General features: G+C 72.0%; 13 protein-coding genes and 1 pseudogene. 5 read left to right on the forward strand and 9 right to left on the reverse strand.

The genetic code is table 11. The features are described from left to right. Positions 1-52: 52 nt before the first annotated feature. From ABZU99_RS29690 to ABZU99_RS29700, 3 genes are all read right to left on the reverse strand, one after another. Positions 53-2260 carry an IucA/IucC family siderophore biosynthesis protein gene (locus ABZU99_RS29690; RefSeq protein ID WP_356047707.1) on the reverse strand — a complete coding sequence of 736 codons (2208 nt, stop codon included), beginning with the start codon at positions 2258-2260 and terminating at the stop codon, positions 53-55. A 5-nt stretch (positions 2261-2265) separates the two neighbouring features. Continuing rightward, the gene (locus ABZU99_RS29695; RefSeq protein ID WP_356047709.1) at positions 2266-3582 is read right to left on the reverse strand and encodes an ATP-grasp domain-containing protein; all 1317 of its coding nucleotides are present in this window, start codon (positions 3580-3582) and stop codon (positions 2266-2268) included. A 76-nt stretch (positions 3583-3658) separates the two neighbouring features. Further along, entirely contained in the window at positions 3659-5230 is a 1572-nt protein-coding gene (locus tag ABZU99_RS29700) for a carboxyl transferase domain-containing protein (protein ID WP_356047711.1), read from the reverse strand. A 651-nt stretch (positions 5231-5881) separates the two neighbouring features. Here ABZU99_RS29700 and ABZU99_RS29705 point away from each other — a divergent pair. Then, the gene (locus ABZU99_RS29705; protein ID WP_356047713.1) at positions 5882-6979 is read left to right on the forward strand and encodes a lytic polysaccharide monooxygenase; all 1098 of its coding nucleotides are present in this window, start codon (positions 5882-5884) and stop codon (positions 6977-6979) included. 147 nt (positions 6980-7126) lie between these two features. Here the strand turns inward: ABZU99_RS29705 and ABZU99_RS29710 are convergent. Together ABZU99_RS29710 and ABZU99_RS29715 are read right to left on the reverse strand one after the other, a co-directional pair. Continuing rightward, positions 7127-8335, reverse strand: a pseudogene (locus ABZU99_RS29710) (RNA-guided endonuclease TnpB family protein). A 273-nt stretch (positions 8336-8608) separates the two neighbouring features. Further along, positions 8609-9121, reverse strand: a complete 513-nt coding sequence (locus tag ABZU99_RS29715) for a MarR family transcriptional regulator (protein WP_355953210.1) — start codon at positions 9119-9121, stop codon at positions 8609-8611. 179 nt (positions 9122-9300) lie between these two features. Here ABZU99_RS29715 and ABZU99_RS29720 point away from each other — a divergent pair, with 179 nt between their 5' ends. Further along, entirely contained in the window at positions 9301-9717 is a 417-nt protein-coding gene (locus tag ABZU99_RS29720; protein ID WP_355953212.1) for an organic hydroperoxide resistance protein, read from the forward strand. A gap of 55 nt (positions 9718-9772) precedes the next feature. On the opposite strand, the gene ABZU99_RS29725 is transcribed toward ABZU99_RS29720, so the two are convergent. Beyond that, positions 9773-10018: a hypothetical protein gene (locus ABZU99_RS29725; protein ID WP_356047715.1), complete on the reverse strand. Its 246-nt coding sequence runs from the start codon at positions 10016-10018 to the stop codon at positions 9773-9775. A 244-nt stretch (positions 10019-10262) separates the two neighbouring features. Here ABZU99_RS29725 and ABZU99_RS29730 point away from each other — a divergent pair, with 244 nt between their 5' ends. After that, positions 10263-10751, forward strand: a complete 489-nt coding sequence (locus tag ABZU99_RS29730) for a MarR family winged helix-turn-helix transcriptional regulator (protein WP_356047717.1) — start codon at positions 10263-10265, stop codon at positions 10749-10751. Between the two features lie 46 nt (positions 10752-10797). Here ABZU99_RS29730 and ABZU99_RS29735 read toward each other — a convergent pair whose 3' ends face one another. The 3 genes from ABZU99_RS29735 to dnaE all read right to left on the reverse strand — a co-directional run bounded on the left by ABZU99_RS29735 (position 10798) and on the right by dnaE (position 16638). After that, entirely contained in the window at positions 10798-11739 is a 942-nt protein-coding gene (locus ABZU99_RS29735) for an alpha/beta fold hydrolase (protein ID WP_356047719.1), read from the reverse strand. Between the two features lie 148 nt (positions 11740-11887). After that, positions 11888-13066, reverse strand: a complete 1179-nt coding sequence (locus ABZU99_RS29740; RefSeq protein WP_356047721.1) for a helix-hairpin-helix domain-containing protein — start codon at positions 13064-13066, stop codon at positions 11888-11890. Next, on the reverse strand, positions 13063-16638 hold the full coding sequence (gene dnaE, locus ABZU99_RS29745; RefSeq protein WP_356047723.1) for a DNA polymerase III subunit alpha: 3576 nt from the start codon (positions 16636-16638) through the stop codon (positions 13063-13065). Before dnaE ends, ABZU99_RS29740 begins: the two co-directional genes overlap by 4 nt. 199 nt (positions 16639-16837) lie before the next feature. On the opposite strand from dnaE, the gene ABZU99_RS29750 reads away from it, so the two are divergent. Then, positions 16838-17323 carry a PPOX class F420-dependent oxidoreductase gene (locus tag ABZU99_RS29750; RefSeq protein ID WP_355953227.1) on the forward strand — a complete coding sequence of 162 codons (486 nt, stop codon included), beginning with the start codon at positions 16838-16840 and terminating at the stop codon, positions 17321-17323. Positions 17324-17859: 536 nt separating this feature from the next. Beyond that, the gene (locus ABZU99_RS29755) at positions 17860-18297 is read left to right on the forward strand and encodes a subtilase-type protease inhibitor (protein ID WP_356047725.1); all 438 of its coding nucleotides are present in this window, start codon (positions 17860-17862) and stop codon (positions 18295-18297) included. Positions 18298-18683 lie beyond the last annotated feature (386 nt).

Consider the following 18683-nt stretch of genomic DNA (forward strand, 5'->3'; position numbering starts at 1 on the left):
GCGGTCATCTGCCACGGGGGACCGGCGGTCATCTGCCACGGGGACCCGGCGGTCATCTGCCGCTCCCCCGCCGCAGATAGTTGGGTCCGGTGACGTAGTGCTTGTTGATGTCGGCGGCGCCCGAGCGCTCCTTGGTGAACAGAGTGCCCGCCGTGACCATCGCCTTGACCGGCAGCCGGTCCGCGTCCAGCACCCGTGCCCGCAGCAGGGCGGCGGCCGCCCCCGGCCGCGCGGCGGCGAGCCGGTCGACGGACTCGGTGAGCCGGTCGCGCACCTGGCGCAGCAGGGCGTCGAGGGGTGCCCGGCCGAGGGCGGCCAGTTCGAAGGCGAGGGCGGCGGCGCACAGATGGACGGTAATCGTGGTGAACACATCGGCCACCGGCCCGTCGCCGCCGGTCAGGATTCTGCGGTCGTCGAAGCGGCAGAGGTCGGCGGCCTCGCCCCCGCCGATCATCGCGGCGAGCCGTATGGCGTGGACGCGGGGGCCGTCATGGTCCTTGATGAGCAGCCGCAGCCGGGGGTGCCCGTCCGCCCCGAACACCAGGGAGGTGTTCTGCTGATGGGACTCCAGCGCGATGCCGTAGGCGAAGAGCGTGGTGTGGAAGTCGAACAGCAGCCGGAGATAGTCGTCGAACAGGGCACCGAGGTCCCCGCCGTAGTAGCGCTCGGCGAGCGTGTCCACGACGAGCACCCCGTCCGGCATCCGGGCGAGCAGCCCGGCCACCGGCACGATCCGGGCGTCCTCCAGGCCGGGCGGATAGCGGCGTACGAGCGTGGCCAGCAGCTCGTGCCCCGCGTGGAGGTGGGTGGTCTCGTCCGCGAGCAGCACGGTCGCGGCGAACCGCGGCTCCCGCGCGATCACCGCCTCCACCAGCCGCTGCGCCACCTCGCCGTCGGTCAGCGTGCCCGGTTTGACGGTGCGCCGGTTGCGCAGGCCCAGGGTGGCGGTGGTGAGCGGCAGTTTGAGGTGGGTGACCGGGTCGTCGGCGACGGCGACGGTACGCATGGAGAGCGTGGGCCGTACGTCGAGCAGGGCGCGGTCGGCCAGCCGGGCTCGGTCGGCGAGCCCGGTGGAGCGCAGCGCCGCCTCCAGCGGAGGGCCGACGGTGAGCGGATGCACCGGAAAGGCCAGATGGCTCCCCTCGAGCCCACGGCCGAGACCGAGCTCACCGGGGCTGGGCCACCACGCGGGGAGGCCGGTGGTTTCCCCGCCGATCGCCTCGTGCGGAAGGGCGACCCAGCGCAGCCGGAAGGCGGGGTGGAACTCGGGTGCGTGGTCCCGTATTTGGGCCTCGGTGAAGACGGAACGGCCGCGGCCGGCCGGATAGACCGGGTGGTCCCGGAAGGCGGCGAGCGTGTCATACGCGACGGCCCCGGCCATCCCGGGCCAGCCCTGGTCGGAGCCGGCGGCCAGCCGCCCGACGACCCCGGGCCGGATACGGTCGTGCAACCGCATGGCGTCCAGGGCCCGGCGGCACTCGTCCACGAAGACGTCGTACAGCGGCCGGTCCTGGGCCGGGGCCGCCGCCCGAAGCCGCCCGAGGACGGCGGCGAGCCCGGTGAGCACGATGCGGTGGCCCGGGGCGGCCCTCGGCGTCCCGGGGCCGCCGGCGGTGGATGTCCCCGCCTGGCTGGGCGCGCCGACCGCCCGTGCGCCGGGAGCACCCGCCGGGCCACCGCCGGGAGCACCCGCGGGGCCGGGGGCGCCCGCCGGGCCGGGAGCACCTGCCGGGCCCGGAGCACCCGCCAGGCCGCCGCCGGGAGCACCCGCCGGACCCGGAGCACCCGCGGGGCGGGGGGCGCCCGCCAGCCCGCCGCCGGAAGCACCCGCGGGGCGGGGAGCACCCGCAGGACCGGGAGCACCCGCAGGGCCAGGGGCACCCGCAGGACCGGGAGCACCAGCCGCCCCACCGCCGGGAGCACCCGCGGGACCGGGGGCGCGCCAGCGACGCCTCGCGGGACCACCCACCGCACCGGCCAACTCCCGGGCATCCCCAGCCGCTTCGCACTCGATCCGCACCGGGCGGCGGGCACGGATCTCGCACTGGAAGCCCTCCCCCTCCACCGGCAGCAGCACGTTCTCGCCCCCCTCCAGCGCGATGCGCAGCCAGTCGCCGTCGGCGCGCCGCACCGTGCGGGCGCGGCTGCGCAGCTTGTAGGCGTCCTCCCGAAGGAGGGCGTCGAGCACCCGTCCGAGAAGCGCCTCCTCGGTGCTCCCCTCCCACTGGTCCGCGCAGCTACCCGGCCCCGTTCCGCTCATGACGCTCAAGACGCGATCTCCCATCGGCCTTTCGCCAGGAACTCCGTCACGGCCGCGTCGATCAGCCCCTGGTCGGTGCCGGTTGCCCGCAGAACACCGAGGAAATCACGGTTGGTGCGGTAGAGCGGGTGGTCTTCGCCGATCTCGCGCAGCGGCCGGTAGTCCAGCCGTACGCCTCCGCGCTCGGTCACGCTCGCCGGTGGGGCGGAGACGAGACGGCCGGCGCGGTCGGCGAGGACGTACTCCATACGGGCCCTGCCGTCGGTCCGCGCACCGAGGTCGTCCGGCAGCGGCTCGCCCATGTGCGTACGGAGGATGTGCTCGAAGAGGGGGATGCCGAGGAGTTCGGCGAGGACGAGGTCGCACTGGTCGCCGATGGCCCGGTAGTTGACCTCGATCAGGCGGGCCCGGTCCCCCTGGACGACGTACTCGGTGTGGCAGACGCCGAAGCCGACGCCCAGCGCCCGCAGTTGGGCCAGCACCTGGTCGGTGTGGGGCTGCGGAGGCGGGGCGGGGAGCAGATGCAGCCGTTCCTCGATGAAGTGCGGCGGCGGGGAGAGCTCGGTGCGGAAGCCGCCGAGGACATGGAGGGTGCGGCCGTCGCCGAGGGTTTCGAGGGTGCGCAGCTCGCCGTCGAGAAACTCCTCGATCACCAGCGCGGCGCCGGGCCGCCGGGCGCGTATGTCATGGCAGCGCTGGACGAGTTCGTCCGCGTCGGCGACGAGGACGACGTCCTCGCTGGCCACGCCCTCACGCGGCTTGACGACGCAGGGGAAGGACCCGTCGAGCCCGGCGAGGGTGGCGGGGTCCGCCCCGGTGCCGAGCTCGGCGGACCAGACGGTGTCGCCATCCGCGTTGCCATCCGCACCGGCCGCGCCCGCCGCGGCGAGGGCGCGGCGCAGCTCGGCCTTGTTCTTGGTGCGCACCGCGGCGGCCCAGTCCTTGCCGGGAAGACGTAAGTACTGGGCGGCGAGGGCCGCCTGGACCTGGAGGTGGTCGCTGTTGGTGAAGATCGCCTGGGGTCGTGGGTCGGCGGCGATACGGCTGATGACCTCGCGAAAGTCCCGTACGTCGCAGTGGACGATGTCGAGCGCGGGGAACGGCCCCGGACCACCATGCTCCGTTGCCCGTTCGCGGGCGCGCTCATGGGCCTCGGGCTGATCGGTGAGAAGGGTAACCGTCAGACCGAGCCGGGCCGCCGCCGGGAGGAAGCCTTCGGTGACGGAGTCGGTCGGGTTGAGGGCGAGGAGGTGTAGCCGGTGGGGCCGCGGGGCAGGGGCGCAGGACGGCCGTGACGCCGCGTCGAGATCATTCTCGTTCACGGCCCGAGATTAGGTTAGGCATGCCTAAGACCGCTAATTCGGTGGGCCGGTCCGCCCGTTTGGCCCTGATTCGCCGTCAACCCGGCAGTCCGATCCGACGGTGGCGAGCGCGGCGGGCGGCCAATCGCTCCTCCTGGTCCTGGGCGCGGAGGGTGGCGAGTTCGGCGCCGAGGAGACGACCGAGGCGGCCGAGAAAGTCCTCCGCCGCATCCTCCTCACCCTCCTCACCCTCCTCCACGATCCGGTCGACGATGCCCTGGGCGAGCAGATCGGCGGAGCGCACACCCTGGCGTTCGGCGACCTCGTACGCCCGCTCCGTGGTCCGGTAGAGGATCGCCGACGCACCCTCGGGCGGCAGCGGCGACAGCCAGGCATGCCGCGCCGCCACCACCCGGTCGGCCGGCAGCAGCGCGAGCGCGGCGCCTCCCGCGCCCTGCCCGAGCAGCAGACAGAGGGTCGGCGCGGGCAGGGTCACCATGTCGGCGAGGCACCGGGCGATCTCCCCCGCGAGCCCGCCCTCCTCGGCCTCACGGCTCAGGGCCGCGCCCGCGGTGTCGATAACGGTGAGCAGCGGCAGCCCCAGCTCGGCGGCGAGACGCATCCCGCGCCGCGCGGTACGCAACCCCGCCGGGCCCAGCGGCTGCCCCTCCCCCGGCCCGTCGGCCGCCTCGCCCTGCCGGGCGCTGCGCCGGTTGTGCCCCAGCACGACACACGGCGTGCCCCCGACCCGGGCGAGCGCGAGCAGCAACCCGGGATCGTGCTCCCCGGCCCCCGTACCACTGAGCGGGCTCACGTCCTCGGCGGCAACCCGCAGCAGGTCCCGCACCCCCGGCCGCTCGGGCCGCCGCGAGGCCCGGATGGACTCCTCGGCGGACGGCGCCGGGCCGGTACGGGCCGAGGCGCCCCCGCCTCCCGGCGCCTCGCCGGTGCCCGGCGGGGCGGTGACCCCGGCGGCCCCCGGTACGGCGGGCCCGTCGCCACCCGCGCCACCGCACAGTACCCTCAGCACCTGCGCCGCCACCCCCGCCAATCGGCTCGCCGGGAGGACCGCGTCGATCAGGCCGTGGTGCATCAGGTGCTCCGCCACCTGGACGCCGGGCGGGAATTCCGCACCGTAGAGGGCCTGGTGCACCCGGGGGCCCATGAAGCCGATGAGGGCGCCCGGTTCGGCGGCGGTGACGTGGCCGAGAGAGCCCCAGGAGGCGAGGACGCCGCCGGTCGTGGGGTGGCGCAGATGGACGAGGTAGGGCAGGCCGGCCGCCTTGTGGTCGGTTATCGCCGCGGCCACCTTCACCATCTGCAGAAACGCGACCGTACCCTCCTGCATCCGGGTACCGCCGGAGGCCGGCGCCGCGAGGAGGGGCAGCCGTTCGGCCGTGGCCCGCTCCACGGCCCGTACCAGCCGCTCACCGGCGGCGACCCCGATCGACCCGGCCAGAAAGCGGAACTCGCAGGCGACGAGCGCCACCCTCCGCCCCTCGATGCGCCCCTCCCCGGTGATCACCGACTCGTCGAGCCCGGTGCGCTCACGCGCCCGTTCCAGGTCGGCGCGGTAGGCGGGATCGGCCGTGGTGATCTCGACCGGCTCGTCCCACCCGCGCCAGCTGCCGGGGTCGACGACGGCCTCGATCAGCTCGACGGCGGACATACGGGAGTGCGCACGGGAGGAAGGGTGCGCGCTTGAGGGGCTCGTTCCGGTCATACGTGTGACCCTTCCACGCCCGCGACCCTCCGCAATCATTCTCACCCTGTGCTGTCGAACGCATCACCGAAGAAAGGCGTGGGCCCTGAACTTGGAGCGGTGCGTCATCACGACGCCCCTCTGGAGCACTGCGCACGCCCGGATGCCAACTTCCACAGGCTCGGCGCCGTTGGGAACGTCGTGTCAAAGGTGGTCTCGGCGGTCGGCGATGACGTCCTGGCGGAAAGGCGGCTGGCCGCCTCGTGAACCGGGATCGCGAACTGCTGTCCGTAGCCGAGGAAGCCGTGGACGCGGCGGCGGAATGGCTCAGCCGACAGAGCGGTGCGTGGTCGAAGACTCACCCCCGCCTCTTCCTGGCATCCACCGCGGCAGCCGCGATTGGTGCCGTCGTCCTCACCGCTGTAGTGCGTCCGGCCAGGCAGATGCTGAGGACGCTGTGGCGTCGAGGCCCACGCTGAACCAGCAGCGCGCCAGCGGTCCGCGGTCCCGTCTCAGCACAGCCTGAGCTGCTCCTTAACGGCGCCATAAGCCCGGCGTTCCGGCCGGTGGGCGAGGTTAGCGTGCTGCGCGTACCCCCCACTGAAGGAGTCCCCCACGATGTCCCCCACGATGACCGCTCCTCGCAGAACAGCCCGGATCGCCGCCGTCGGCGCCGTGCCGCTCGCCCTCACCGCGCTGACCGCGGGCCCCGCTGTCGCGCACGGTTCGATGCAGAACCCGGTCAGCCGGGTGTCGGCCTGTTTCGCGGAGGGGCCGGAGAGCCCGGACTCGGCGGCCTGTAAGGCGGCCGTCGCGGCAGGCGGCACACAGGCCCTCTACGACTGGAACGAGGTCAACATCCCCGACGCCGCCGGGCGTCACCAGCAGATCATCCCTGACGGCAAGCTGTGCAGCGCGGGCCGCGACAAGTACAAGGGCCTGGATCTGCCGCGTGCCGACTGGCCGGCCACGGCGATGACCGCCGGCGGGCATACCTTCACCTACCGGGCCACCGCGCCGCACCGGGGCAGCTTCGAGCTGTACATCACCAAGGACGGCTACGACCCGACCAAGCCGCTGAGGTGGGCGGACCTGGAGGCGAAGCCGTTCGCGAAGGTCACCGACCCGACGCTGAAGGACGGGAGTTACGTCTTCACGGGGAAGGTGCCGAAGAAGTCGGGCCGCCATCTGATCTACAGCGTCTGGCAGCGCTCGGACAGCCCCGAGGCGTTCTACACCTGCTCGGACGTGACGTTCGGCGGTGCGGGGGCATCGAAGGGGGCCGGGACGAAGGCCGGCTCCGCACCGACCGCGGCCGCGCCCGATGACGCGCAGATCGCCGCGGGGGCCGGCAAGTCGACGGTCGATCACCACGGCCACGGCGGTGACAGCGGCACCGAAAACACACATCAGCCGCGTCACCCGAAGGCCGCGGGCGAGAAGAGCGCCGAGGCGAAGAAGGCGGAGGCCAAGAGTGCTGAGGTGAAGAGCGCCGAGGTGAAGAGCGCCGAGGCCAAGGACATCGGGGCCGCGTCCGCGAACACCTCCGCACGGGCCGGCGCGAGCGCCGAGAGGGGTGAACGTCTCGCCCAGACCGGCGGCGACGACAGCACCGCCCCCATAGCAATGGGCGGCGCCGCGGTCCTCGCCGCCGGGGTGGCCGTGCTGTTCGCCGTGGGCAACCGTCGCAAGGCCGCCCAGCGCGGCCGCGGCTGACCGGGCCGCCGGCTCCGGGGGACTGACGACGACGTCCCGCGGAGCCGGCCCCTTCCATGCGCCCGGCAACAGGCTTCTGACGTGGCGTCAGTCGAGCTCGGTGATCACATCGCCCGCCACATGCTGGTAGTTGACTTCCTCCCCCGCCTAAAGGCGGGGGATTCCAGCGGTCGCCCGCTGGGGTTCCTGCTTCACCGACGACCGCCCCGTCCGGGAGGACTCCCGTTGAGGTCTTACACCGTCTCCACAGGCAGACGCCGCCAGCCCGGCGGCCAGGATGTTGCGTGCCGCGTTCACGTCGCGGTCATGCACGGCGCCGCAGTCGCACGTCCACTCACGGACGTTCAGCGGCAGCTTCTCGCGGAGCGTGCCGCAGGCCCCGCACAGCTTGCTGGACGGGAACCAGCGGCCGATCACGACGAGTTCACGCCCGTACCAGGCGCACTTGTACTCCAGCATGGAGCGGAGTTCCGTCCACGACGCGTCACTGATCGCCCGCGCAAGCGAGTGATTCTTGACCAGGTTGCGGACGGTGAGGTCCTCGATCACGACCGTTTGGTTCTCACGGACGAGCCGAGTCGACAGTTTATGCAGGAAGTCGCGGCGCCGCTCGGCGATCCGCGCGTGGACCTTGGCGACCCTGCGCCGGGCCTTCTCCCGGTTCGCCGAGCCCTTCGCCTTCCGCGACAGCTCTCGCTGAACGCGGGCGAGACGGGCCCGGTCACGCCGCTCGTGCCGGGGGTTGGCGATCTTCTCCCCGGTGGACAGGGTCACCAGGGAGGTGATCCCGGCGTCCAGGCCGATCGCCGCGCCGGTGGCGGGGGCGGGGACGATGGCGTCTTCGACGAGCATCGAGACGAACCAGCGTCCGGCGCTGTCGCGGGAGACGGTCACCGTCATCGGCTCCGCTCCTTCAGGGAGCGGACGCGACCAGCGGATGTCCAGCGGCTCCGCCATCTTGGCCAAAGTCAGTCGCCCGTCGCGCCATTTGAAGGCGCTGCGGGTGTACTCGGCCGACGCTCGGGACTTCTTTCGGCTCTTGTAGCGCGGGTACTTCGCGCGCTTGGCGAAGAAGTTCCCGAACGCCGTCTGAAGATGGCGGAGCGCCTGCTGGAGCGGGACGGAGGACACCTGCGTCAGAAAGGCCAGCTCATCGGTCTTCTTCCACTGCGTGAGCGCGGCCGACGACTGCACGTAGGAGACCCGGCGCTGCTCGCCGTACCAGGCCCGGGTGCGGTCCTCCAGCGCCTTGTTGTACACGAGGCGGACGCAGCCGAACGTGCGAGACAGCTCGGCTGCCTGCTCGTCCGTGGGGTAAAAGCGGTACTTGAACGCCCGCTTGACCTACTGCGTCACACCTGACACCGTATCAGATTCCGTGTGAGTAGCAGGTGTCGGTCGGTGGACGGTGTACGCCGGTCCGGCCTGGCGGCGAACCGGCTTTCCTTGCCCTGCTCCGCAGGAGCTTCGTTTCCCCCCGGCCTTAAGGCCGGGGTATCCACGAAGGAAGGCCCCGATGACCATGCTGCGGAAGTCAACGACCTCCTTGCGGCCCTGCTGCTGATCCCGCTGGCGCTCGCGGCCGTGGCGTACGGCTTCCAGACCCTCCGGCGCCCTTCCGCCTGACCGTCACCCCTCCTCGTCGGCCAGGGCCGCATCGAGCACGGCCGTCAGCCGCTGCAGCCGTGACCGCAGATCCACCAGCTCCGCCGGGTCGAGACCGCTGGCCTCGATGACCTGCAGGGGGACGCCCTGGGCGCTCTCCCGCAGCGCCTCCCCCTCCGCCGTCAGCCGGACCGTCACCGAGCGCTCGTCCTGCGCGCTGCGCTCGCGTCGCACGAGTCCGGCCGACTGCATGCGCTTGAGCAGCGGCGAGAGGGTCCCCGAGTCCAGCCGCAGATACTCCCCCAGCCGCTTGACCGGCATCTCCCCGTGCTCCCACAGCACCAGCATCGCGAGGTACTGCGGATAGGTGAGCTCCGTCTCCTTCAGCACCCGCCGGTAGACCCCGCCGAAGGCGCGCGAGGCGGCGTGCAGGGCGAAGCAGACCTGCAGATCGAGCCGGAGCAGGTCGTCGGGCAGGGCGGGGGGTTCGGCGCTCACGGGGGGCTCGGCGGTGGTGCGGTCGGGCTGGTGTGACATGCCTCCAGCGTACACTTTGGTTGTGCGCAACTTAATTGTGTGCTGTACTCCAGTACGGAGGCAGGCACACGGAGTGCCCGCCACCGGATTGCCGGATCACCGGACCAATTTGGACTCCGGACTTTGGACTCCGGACTAATGAACTCCGGACTAATGGACTTCCGAAAGGGATGGTCTTCATGGACGCGCTCTACACCGCGATCGCCACGGCCAACGGACGCGACGGCCGGGCCGTGAGCTCCGACGGCCAGATCGACCTCGCCCTCGCCATGCCGCCCGCCCTCGGCGGCAACGGCCAGGGCACCAACCCGGAGCAGCTGTTCGCCGCGGGCTACGCCTCCTGCTTCGCCAGCGCCCTCGGCCTCGTGGGCCGCGAGGCCAAGGTCGACACCAAGGACATCTCGGTGACCGCCGAGGTCGGCATCGGCAAGGACGAGACGGACGGCGGCTTCGCCCTCCAGGTGACCCTGCGCGTGGAGCTGCCCAGCGAGCTCGAGAACGAGACCGGCCGCAAGCTGGTCGAGCAGGCCCACGGCGTGTGCCCGTACTCGAAGGCGACGAAGGGCAACATCGCGGTCGACATCATCTCGGAGTAACCCGACCGCGTGTGCCGTTCCGCATAACGGCTGACGACCTCGAAGGCCGCGTCGTTCACACCGCGGAGGACGCGGATTCGAGGTTCGCGGCCATGCGGCTCAGCACCCGCACGGTCTCGGTGTACTGCTCGTCCGTCATGCCGTCCATCAGCCGTCGCCGGGTGACGCCGATCCGTTCGGCCACGGCGGCGTGGCCGTCGGCGCCCAGCGGGGTGAGGGCGTACGGGCCGTCGCCGGCCGCGCGGGACCACCCAGCCCCGGGCCCGGAGGGCTTCCAGGGCGTCGTCCAGGGTGATGGCACCCTCGGCCCAGAAGGGGCGCAGCGCCGCGGTGAGTTCGCCGGTGCTTCTCGGGCCGGCGTTCAGGGAGTGCAGGATCTGCCAGTGGCGGCGCGAGAGGCCGCTGTCGGCGAGGGCACGCTCGAAGTCCGCGTCGATCAGGGTGTCGAGATGCTTGAGCCAGTATCCGATCGGCTTCATGGCCCTACCTCCGCATGATGCATGTAAGATGACAACTAGATGTCAGTGATTATGCAATGAGGCGCCATGGACGACAACCTGGACGACAGCCTGGACGACAACCGTGAACAGCCCATCGACGCCATCGAGCGGGCCATGGTCGCCATTCGCCGCAGCCAGAGCAGACGGTCCCTGGCACGGCTCGCCGGGCGCCCGGCCGCGGGGAACGCGTCCTTCGACGTGCTCGACGCCATCGAGGCGGCGGAGCAGAGCGGGGCCCCGGCGACCGTTTCCGGTGTCGCCGGGGCCCTGGGCGTCGATCAGCCGCGGGCGAGCAGGCTCGTCGCGGGGGCGGTCGAGGCCGGGTTGGTACGGAGAGAAGCGGATCAGTCGGACGGGCGGCGCGCCCTGCTCGTACGGACCGAGGCGGGGCGCGCCCTGACGCAGGAGGTGCACCGCTTCCGGCGCTCCGTGTTCGCCGAGGCGATGGAGGGGTGGCCGGAGGCGGACCGGGCGGAGTTCGCACGGCTACTGACGCGCTTTGTGGGGGCGCTCGGGAGCCGTACCTCGCGTTAGCGGCCGGTGCGTCGCACTAGTGGCCGCGCACTGGCGCTGTCAAGGGTCAGTCATCCGAGGCACAGGTCGTCGGAGTGGCGTGATCCGGATCGAGGGCGTTGACGGCTTCGTGGAAGGCCAGTCCGTCGGTCAGGCCGATGGTGACGTGCTCGGAGATATCGGACGGGCACAGGTCCTGAAGCACCACGTTCTTGACGTCGGGTCCGGACAGGAACTGCGAACGGAAGGGCGTGACGACCTCGTCGTACTTGGTCGCGATGACGGTGTAGTGCACCCCGGGGACGGTGTCGCCGCCCTCGTTGAGGCGCTTCATGAAGTCCGAGCCGGCCACCTGGTCCATCAGCCCGGGGGTGCCCATGGCGATGAGATCGCCGATGACCGGGAAGTAGTCCAGCAGCTTCGTCAGCCCGAGCAGGGTGGTGCCGTGGTTGGACGGGGCGAGGGCGACCAGGGTGTTCACCTTGGCCGCGCCACCGAGGAACTTGAGGTAGTAGCGGGGCATCATCCCGCCCTGCGAATGGCCGACCACATCGACCTTGGCGGCGCCGGTGGCGGCGAGCACCCGGTCGACGAAGGAGGACAGCTGCTTGGCCGACTTGTCGATCGGGCCGAGGCCGTGGAAGAACGGCACGCCGGACAGTTGGCCGTAGTCGAGGGAGAAGACGCAGTAGCCGCGGTCGACCAGGTAGGGCGCGAAGCCGAGCCAGTTGTCGACGGAGTTGCCGAGGGTGCCGTGCGCCAGGACGACGGGGCGGGGGTGCTGGGCCGATGGCTTGCAGGAGTAGTTGTTCCAGCCGCGGCTGACGGTCTGCGACGCGGTGTCCGTGGCGAGTGCGGCGGTGGGGGTCGCCGTGCTCGCCACAACCGCCAGGGCCAGGGCCGGCAGTAAGCCGCGGGGCGTACGGGGCTTACGAGCCTGACGGGTGACGGTGTGGGGGGTGTTGTGAGGGGTCTTACGGCTTCCGGGGATACGCCTCCAGGGCAGCATCACATGAACTCCTCGCTGGTGGGGGAGAGAGTTGCGCCGATGTGCGCCCTGCGACCCGGATCACAAGAATGTTGCGCTCAGATGAAAATTACGCGCGGGTAGCAAAAGCATCCAGCCATGTGCCGGTGAAGGAACATTCGCGAACTCTTCACGCGACGTCCAGGAATCCGGCGGGCCGGACCGCCGACACGCCGAAGCGGGCACGGGCCCGGTCCGCGGCCGCCTCCAGACGGCGTGACTTGTCGTCCACGGGGTCGAAGCTCAGCTGATGGGCGGCGAGTTCGGCCTCCACCAGGCCCTCCACCCGCAGCGAGACGGACCGCACCCGGGCCCGCTGCAGCCCGAGCGCGTCATGCAGCGCGTACGCGGTGGCGGTCAGCACCGGGGTGTGCGCGGTCGGCTCGGCCAGGGTCCGGCTGCGGGTGGTCGTGGAGCGGTCGGCGTAACGGACGGTCAGACTGACCGCCGCCGCCACCTGCCCGCCCGTCCGCAGCCGGACGCCGAGCTCGTCGGCGAGGGTGAGCAGCGCCCGACGCCTGCGGACGGGGTCCAACTCGTCGTGCCGGAAGCGGTGTTCGGCGCCCATGGCGCGGGCGGGGGCGTTCGGGGTGACGGGCGCCGGATCGATACCGCGGGCCCATGCGTGCACCCGGCGCGCGGTCGCCGCACCGAGGATCCGCTGCAGGGTGGACAGCGGCGCCTCGGCGATCCGCGCCGCGCTGTCCAGCCCGTACGAGCACAGAGTGCGCGCGATCGCGGGCCCCACACCGGGCAGGGCGGTGGGCGGCTTGCGGGCCAGAAAGGCGGCGACGGCGCCCGGATCGCCCGGAACGGTGCGGACCGCCTCGGCCGACCGGTCATGAGCCGCCATCCGGGCGAGCATGGGGTTGGCGGCGACGCCGACCGTGCAGTCCACGCCGTACCGGGCCAGCGCCCGGACCCGCACGATCTCCGCGAGCCCCGCCGCGTCCCGCCCGAAGTACCGCAGCGCCCCCCGCACATCCGCGAGCGCGGCATCGGGCGGCAGCGCCTCGACGACCGGCGTCAACTCCCCGAGCAGCGCGAGCAGCCCCTGGTAGACATCCTCCCCGAGCGCCGCGACCCCGGCGTGACGGAAGCGCACGTACAACACATGCGGCGCCGCGTCGCCTTCGGCACGACCGCCCTCCTCCGCCGGCGCCACGGACCGCACCGGCCCGGCGGCGAGGAACACGGCGGTCCCGGCAACGGAACGCGGCTCCGACCCGGCAACAGGACGCGGCTCCAGCCCGGCAACGGGACGCGGCTCCGGCCCGGCGGCCGCGTCGCGGCCGACCATGGGGGTCATCCCGCGCTCCCTGGGCTCGCGTGCCACAGTTTGCGGCCGGTGGCGGACTGGTCGCCCGCGGGCTGGAGGTCGGCCCACGGGTGCATGGCGTAGCCGGTGGACAGCTGGATACGACGCCCGGAGTCGGTGCCGATACCAGAAGGCTCGGCACCGGCAGCGTCAGCGCCTGACGTACCGTCCTCGTCCGCCCCCGCGCCCGCCCCCGCGGCGAGCTCCATCGCGACCGCCTCCAGGCCGCCCTCCTTCCGGAGCGCGGCCAGTTCGGCGAGGTTCCAGACGGCCGAGCCGACGACGCTGAGGCTGCGCGGGCCGCGGCGTTGGACCACGCCGCGGACGAGCAGCAGCCAGGAGTGGAAGACGGTGTGCGCGCACGCGGCGTGGCTGTCGTCGAAGAAGGCGCAGTCGACCAGGCCCGTGCCGTCGTCGAGCGTGGTGAAGATGACCCGGCGCCCCGAGCGGATCGGCGGGGTCTGGGTGGCGGCCTTGGCCCCGGCGACGAGCACCGTCTCCCCATGTCTCGCGGTGCGCAACCGCTTAGCGGACATCGCGCCCAGTTCCTCCAGGAAGTCCCGGTGGTCGCCCATGAGATGGCGGGAGACGTCCATGCCGAGGATGCCGAGCTCGGCGCCGAGGCGTTCGTCCGCGTCGAGGTCGGGGAGTCCGGCGGGGGCGGGTGGGCCGGTTTCGGCCAGCGGGAGCTGGTCCGCGCCCCCGGCGCGCCGGGCACCGTGCTGGTGTTGCCGGTGCAGTTCGGCGATCTGCAGCAGCAGATCGCGTCGGCTCGTGCCGAAGGCGTCCAACGCGCCGACTTGGGCCAGCCGTTCGGCGACCGGCCGCCCGGGGTGGGCGCGCAGCCACAGGTCCTGGAGCGAGGAGTACGGCGCTCCGCCCGCGATCCGCTCGGTCTCGGCCTCGCTGATGCCGTGGACGTCGCTCAACGCCAGCCGGATGCCCATGTCCCCCTCGTCCTCGCCACCTCCCTCTCCGTCAGACACCAGTTCGATTCGGTAATCGGAGCCCGACCGGTTCACATCCAGCGGAAGGATCGGCACTCCACGCCGCCGCGCGTCCGCCAGCAGCAGCCGCTTCGGGTACATCCCGGGGTCATGGGTGAGCAGCCCGGCGTAGAAGGCGGCCGGGTGGTGTGCCTTGAGCCAGGCGGACTGGTAGGTCGGGACCGCGAAGGCCACGGCGTGCGCCTTGCAGAAGCCGTAGGAGCCGAACGCCTCGACGATCTCCCAGGTACGCTCCAGCACCTCCGGCGCATAGCCCCGCTTCGCGGCCTCCGCGTGGAACCAGGCCCGTACCCGCCCTTGCCGTTCGGGGTCGGACAGCGCGCGGCGCGCCTCGTCGGCGAGGTCCCGTTCACATCCGGTCATGATCGACACGATCTTGATGATCTGCTCATGGAAGACGACCACCCCATACGTCTCGCGCAGCGCGTCCTCCAGGTCCGGATGGGGATAGCGCGCCGGCTTTCGGCCGTGCCGGGCGTCGATGAAGGGCCGCACCATGTCTGCCGCGACCGGACCCGGCCGGAAGAGCGATATGTCGACCACGAGGTCATGGAAGGAGGTGGGCTGGAGCCGGCCCAGCAGATCACGCTGGCCGGGCGATTCGATCTGGAAGCAGCCGAGCGTCTCGGTGGAGCGGATCAGGTCGTAGGTGGCCGGATCGCCGGGCCGGACCTGCCCGGGGTCGTCGATGTCCACGGTCCGCCCGGTGGCACGGCGGATCTCCGCGACCGCGTGGGCCATCGCGGACTGCATCCGTACGCCGAGGACGTCCAGCTTGAGCAGCCCGAGCTCCTCGACGTCGTCCTTGTCGAACTGCGACATGGGGAAGCCCTCGCCACTGGTCGGCACGATGGGCGTACGGGCCAGCAGCCCGGCGTCGGAGAGCAGTACGCCGCACGGATGCATGGCGATGCCGCGGGGCAGCCCGTCGAGCGCCTCGACCAGCTCCCAGAGCCTGCCGAAACGTTCCTGCTCGGCGGTCGCTTCTCGTAGTCCTCGCAGCTCGGGCAGTTCGGCCAGCGCCGCGCGGGCGTCGCGGGCGCGGATGTGCGGGAAGGACTTGGCGAGCCGGTCCACCTCGGCCGGGTCCATGCCGAGCGCCGCGCCCACATCCCGTACGGCATGGCGCACCCGGTAGGTCTCGGGCATCGAGACGGTCGCGACCCGCTCCGCCCCGAAGCGGTCGAAGATCGCGCGGTAGACGTCGAGACGGCGCGCGGACTCGACGTCGATGTCGATATCGGGCAGCGCGGCCCGCCGCACCGACAGGAAACGCTCCATCAGCAGACCGTTGGCCACAGGGTCGGCGTGGGCGATGCCGAGCAGATGGTTGACGAACGAACCCGCGCCGGAGCCACGGGCGGTCACCCGGATGCCGAGCGCACGGGTGTCGTCGACGACCTGCGCGACGGTGAGGAAGTACGAGGCGAAGCCGAGCCGTTCGATGGTGCGCAGCTCGTCCTCGAGCCGCTCCCAGCGCGCCCGGTCGCGGTCGTACCCCCGCAGCACCATGGCGGCGGCGCAACGCGAGCGCAGCACCCGCTCCGCGCTCCGCCGCCCGGCGCCGACCAGCCGCGGCTCGGGGAAGTGGACGGTGCCGAGGCCGATGTGGTCCTCGGGGTCGAGAAGGCAGGCGGCGGCGGTGCGCCGGGTCTCCTCCAGCAGCCGGTACGCGGCGTCCCGCCGCGCCCCCACCGCCTCCGCGATCCGTTCGGCGATCTCCGTCATTTCCCGGGGACCCTTGAGCCAGCGCTCGCCACTGTCGAGCGCACCGGGGGTGCGCGCGTCGATGGGGACGAGCCGACGGGCGGAGTCCAGGACGTCGGCGACCGGGCCCTCACCCGGGTCGGCGTAGCGGACGGCGTTGCTGAGGACGGCCCGGATGCCCTGGTCGGCGGCGAAGCCGACGGTACGGGCGGCAAGCCGCAGCGAACCGGGGCCGGTGCCCGCGCGGCCGTGCCATACGGCCTCGAGCCGCAGCGCGTCGCCGAAGAGCTCACGCCAGGGGGCGATCAGCCGCGCGGCCCGGTCGGGGCGCCCGGCGGCCAGGGCCCGCCCGACGTCGGAGTCGGGGCCGAGGAGCACGGTCAGCGAGGCGAGCGCGCCGGCCTCACTCTCCAGGTCGGACCAGTGCAGCAAAGGCGGGCCGTCCCCGTTCGCCCGGGAGGTCCCGGGGTGGGCGAGGCCCGCGTGGGCGGCGGAGACCAGCCCGCACAGCGCGGCCCAGCCGGCCGCGCCGTCGCGGGCGAGGAAGACCGTACGGGGCGCGGACTCATCGATGAACGCCCCGCCGCGCACCGGCGTGCGCCGACGGGCTGTGCGCCCCGGCTCCGGGGGCCGCGCCTGTACGCCGAGGTCCACCCCGAACAGCGGCCGCACCCCCGCGGCCGCGCTCGCCCTGGCGAACCGCACCGCTCCGGCGAGGCTGTCGCGGTCGGTCAGCGCGATCGCGTCCATACCGCGCTCGGCGGCGCGCTCTGCCAGCCGCTCCGGATGCGCGGCCCCATACCGCATGGAGAACCCGGACGCGGTGTGCAGATGCGTGAAGCCTGGCATCCGCACCTCCCGCTGCTCACACCCCCTGACCGACCCTGCTTGTCTCACGCCCCACCATAACCCCATTCTCGAACAAGCGTACGAGGGCGGTCGTCATGGCTTTCCTCGCGCTCCCATATACACCATAAGCACGCAAAACACCTTGAGATTCCGCGTGTCGCACCGCGGAATGTCAGCCGTTCGCCGTATTCTGATCACCATGACCGAGCGATCCGGCGAGTCCATGGAGTCCGGCGACGGCGCCCTGCTCGATCTGCTGCGGGAGCAGCGCACCGGGGCGCTCGTCACCCTCAAGCGCGACGGACGGCCCCAGCTGTCCAATGTCGCCTTCACCTACGACCCCGCGACGCGCCTCATCCGGATCTCGGTCACCGACGACCGCGCCAAGACCCGTAATCTGCGCCGCGATCCGCGCGCGAGCTTCTATGTCACCAGCGGCGACCGCTACTCCTATCTGGTGGCCGAGGGCGAGGCCGAGCTGACGCCGGTCGCCGCCGACCTCCATGACGCCACCGCCGACGAGCTCGTCGAGGTCTACCGCGCGATCCAGGGCGAGCATCCGGACTGGGAGGAGTTCCGCGCCGCGATGGTGGCCGACCGGCGGCTGGTGGTGCGGCTGCGGGCCGAGCGCGGGTACGGCTGGGGGCGGCAGACCGGCCCCCTGAGCGGCCCCCTCACCTCCTAATGACGTTGTCGAGCCGCCGCCGTTACGGGGAGTCCGCCTTGGTGACACCTCCGTCCTTGGTGACACCTCCGTCACGGATCAGGGCCCACAAGACGTTCACGCGTCGACGGGCCGGGACGAGGACCGCCTGGGCGTGACGCTCGCCTTCGGCGGCCCTCGGACACACCGCCCCTCGGTCGGCTTCCGCTGGCAGGTTCTCCCCCTTGCGCCACCCGTCCGCTCCTTGAGCCACCCGTCCGTCCCTTGAGTCCCATACGCCGCGGTGGCACCCTCATCCGAGCGCTGCCGCATCGCCCTGAGCGCGCTGAGCACGCGGTCCGACATACCGCACACCCCCTCCCCTCCCCCGCCCCCCGGGGCCGCCCCGCACCCAGTCGCCACGCGGCGTTCCACGGCGCTCCACCTTCCGCACGCGACAATAAGCCACCGAATGGCTACTTGTAGCGACCGGAAGTGCTCGATCGACGTGCGTTCCTGACACGCACCGCGTAAGACTCCGTCCGGTATCTGCAATCACGAGCAAGGGAGTGTTCGAAATGCGGAAGACGACAGGGGCGATCGGCCTGGGTGCCGCTCTGGCCGTGAGCGCCGCGCTGGGGATCGGCGGGACGGCGAACGCCGCACCCGCGCAGCCGAGAAGCCTGTACCCGCCCTCCGCGTTGGTGCTCACCGTCGGCTGGGGCGCCGACGCGGCCTCGACCGAGGTCCAGCGCGCGGTGACGCTGAGCTGTCAGCCCACACCCACGGGTACCCATCCGGCGGCCACCCAGGCATGCGCCGAACTGCGCGCCGCGGACGGCTCGTTCTCCGCGCTGACGACCAGGTCCGAGCCCGGCCGGGTCTGCACCAAGGAGTGGCATCCGATCACCGTCACGGCGGAGGGCATCTGGGACGGCCGCAAGGTCTGGTACGAGCACACCTTCGCGAACAACTGCGCCAAGAGCGCGACTTCGACTGTGGTCTTCGACTTCTGACCGGCTGAACGACCACAAAGAGCCATAGCTGAACGACGCGCGGGACCGAACCTGAGCGGCCGCGCCAAGGGGAAACCCCCGGACACCGTCCAGGCGCAAACCCCCGGACACCGTCCAGGCGCTTTCCAGGGGTCGTCGCAACACGTGGTCGTGTTGATCAGGCCGCGAGCAGTTTATGCAGGCGCTCGGCTGGGGTTTCCCAGCCGAGCGTTTTGCGTGGGCGGCCGTTGAGCTCGGCGGCGAGAGCCCGCACCGGCCGCGCGGCGGTCCTGGGCCGCTTCTTGCGGCCCTCGGGCCGGCCGTTACGCCACTCACGGCCGGTCCGAGGGTTGACGCCTACACGTTCACACGCATCCGCGTTGCTCAAGCCCAGTCGCATGAGCCGG

This window comes from Streptomyces sp. NPDC005266 (genome assembly GCF_040607655.1).
In the GTDB taxonomy this organism is placed as follows: Bacteria; Actinomycetota; Actinomycetes; order Streptomycetales; family Streptomycetaceae; genus Streptomyces.

Excerpts from the sequence above, each read along its gene's own strand:
- ABZU99_RS29690 (WP_356047707.1), bottom strand. The coding sequence starts at position 2,260 with ATGAGCGGAACGGGGCCGGGTAGCTGCGCGGACCAGTGGGAGGGGAGC.
- ABZU99_RS29700 (WP_356047711.1), bottom strand. The coding sequence starts at position 5,230 with ATGTCCGCCGTCGAGCTGATCGAGGCCGTCGTCGACCCCGGCAGCTGG.
- ABZU99_RS29705 (WP_356047713.1), top strand. The coding sequence starts at position 5,882 with ATGTCCCCCACGATGACCGCTCCTCGCAGAACAGCCCGGATCGCCGCC.
- ABZU99_RS29715 (WP_355953210.1), bottom strand. The coding sequence starts at position 9,121 with ATGTCACACCAGCCCGACCGCACCACCGCCGAGCCCCCCGTGAGCGCC.
- ABZU99_RS29720 (WP_355953212.1), top strand. The coding sequence starts at position 9,301 with ATGGACGCGCTCTACACCGCGATCGCCACGGCCAACGGACGCGACGGC.
- ABZU99_RS29730 (WP_356047717.1), top strand. The coding sequence starts at position 10,263 with ATGGACGACAACCTGGACGACAGCCTGGACGACAACCGTGAACAGCCC.
- ABZU99_RS29735 (WP_356047719.1), bottom strand. The coding sequence starts at position 11,739 with ATGCTGCCCTGGAGGCGTATCCCCGGAAGCCGTAAGACCCCTCACAAC.
- ABZU99_RS29740 (WP_356047721.1), bottom strand. The coding sequence starts at position 13,066 with ATGACCCCCATGGTCGGCCGCGACGCGGCCGCCGGGCCGGAGCCGCGT.
- dnaE (WP_356047723.1), bottom strand. The coding sequence starts at position 16,638 with ATGCCAGGCTTCACGCATCTGCACACCGCGTCCGGGTTCTCCATGCGG.
- ABZU99_RS29750 (WP_355953227.1), top strand. The coding sequence starts at position 16,838 with ATGACCGAGCGATCCGGCGAGTCCATGGAGTCCGGCGACGGCGCCCTG.
- ABZU99_RS29755 (WP_356047725.1), top strand. The coding sequence starts at position 17,860 with ATGCGGAAGACGACAGGGGCGATCGGCCTGGGTGCCGCTCTGGCCGTG.